Here is a 1,810-nt window from a genome sequence, read left to right as displayed (position 1 = left end):
TATTTTATTGATAATCAATAGGTTATTTACTTTTCAAGGGACGACTAAGTAGGATAAGATGATTAGTATAATTGATAAACTCAACAAGTAATCAGAGCGGAAGCATAACTTTATGTTATTCCTATTTTAAAAAGAGTCTGTTTATAAATCATTTTAATATACTTGAACTATAATTATTTACTAAGAAGTACTATCTTTGCATTATAAATGCAAATACAATGAAATATACGCTTACTATATTCACACTACTTATCTTTGTATTGGTGGGATGTAACGATTCCACATATCATGGAGAATTAGCCACTATTGACAGTCTCATAGTTCATCAAGACAAACGTGTATTAACGATCTTGGACAGCCTTTCTAAAAATCAGCGGAATTTTACGAAGAAAGATTATCTGCTTTATCGTTTTCTTTTGGCAGATGCCCATAATCAGTTTTTCATCTCTATGAAAGCCGATACCTTTATGACCGATGTTGCCGATTACTATAACAGGTACGGAAACGACAAACAACGTATAAAGGCCCTCTACCTGTTGGGGTGCGTTTATCGCGACAAGGGAGATGCGCCAATGGCGATTGAATATTACAACAAGGCTGTGGAGCAAGCGGATACAACACAAGCAGATTGTGATTTTAAGCAACTCAGCAGAGTTTACGCACAGATGGCGGGACTGTTCGACGAACAACGTACTCCCAAGATGGAACTGAAGATGTGGGGCAAAGCGATTGCCTGTGCCGAGAAAGTAAAAGACACACTGGCAGTTATTAATTTTCTAGACCACATGGGTGGAGCTTATTATTTGCTTAATGACAAGAAAAAAGCCTTGGAAATCAACCATGATGTTTACAAACGTTACATTGCCTGTGGCAGGGCTTCCGATGCTGCGGGGTCGTTGCTTACAACGATAGAAGCAGAAATAGAAAACAATCAATTAAAAGAAGCCAAGAAGCATATAGACGAATACATTAAATACACGGGTGTGCTGAATGGGCAACAAGAACTAACAGAAGAAAGAATATCTTCCTTTTTCTATATAGGCAAATATTACGAAGCGATAGAAAAAAATGATTCTGCGGAATATTTCTATCGTAAATTATGGAATGGTTTTGATGAAATTGAATATCAAGAAGCTGCATATAAAGGCTTGTTGTCCGTATTCGAGAAAAGTGGCGAGAAAGACTCCATTGCCAAATATGCCCGATTATTTGCCGATGCCAACGATTCAGCAAATTTTCAGGAGTCGGCAACAGAAATAACACGGGCGCAAGCTTTGTACAACTACAACGAAAGTAAAAGAAAGGCTACTGAAAAAGAAGAAGAAAACAACAACCTTATACGTGTCATCTACGGAATACTTTTCCTTGTATCAGCTATATCGGTAATCGGATATTTACATAGAAAAAAGATGTCTGATAAAAGAAAGGCACAGCAGATGGCTGCCAACAAAGAATATTCCTCATTGCTATTTAGATTTAGCAAAGCCACCAGCGATGTGCAGGCGTTAAGACATGATATGGAAAGATTCAAAAAGCAGAAAGAGCAAGAGATTATGCACCTGCAAGAACAACTGTCGTTCTATCAGGAAGATACGGCAAAGGAAAAGGAATGGGATATTGAGCAGGCTTTGCTTTCTCATCAAATAGTGATAAGATTTCATGATTTGGCAGTCCATGCCAATATGCCAACGGAAAAAGAGTGGCGTCATCTCATTGAAATAATTTCACAACGTCTATCAGATTTCTATACCAAGATTAGTAATGCAAGTTACGCACTTACCAGTCAGGAAATTAAAACCAGCATCCTTGT

1 protein-coding gene is annotated in these 1,810 nt (G+C 37.6%); it reads left to right on the top strand.

Features of this window, described 5'->3' with window-relative positions; all coding sequences use genetic code 11:
- Positions 1-218 precede the first annotated feature (218 nt).
- The coding region (locus H515_RS13445) for a tetratricopeptide repeat protein (RefSeq protein WP_036891861.1) at positions 219-1,810 on the top strand (1,592 nt) is incomplete at its 3' end.

Origin of the sequence: Prevotella corporis DSM 18810 = JCM 8529 (assembly GCF_000430525.1) — a bacterium.
GTDB lineage: Bacteria > Bacteroidota > Bacteroidia > Bacteroidales > Bacteroidaceae > Prevotella > Prevotella corporis.
Note: the sequence above shows the minus strand (reverse complement) of the source record. Positions and strands in the feature narration are given on the sequence as shown.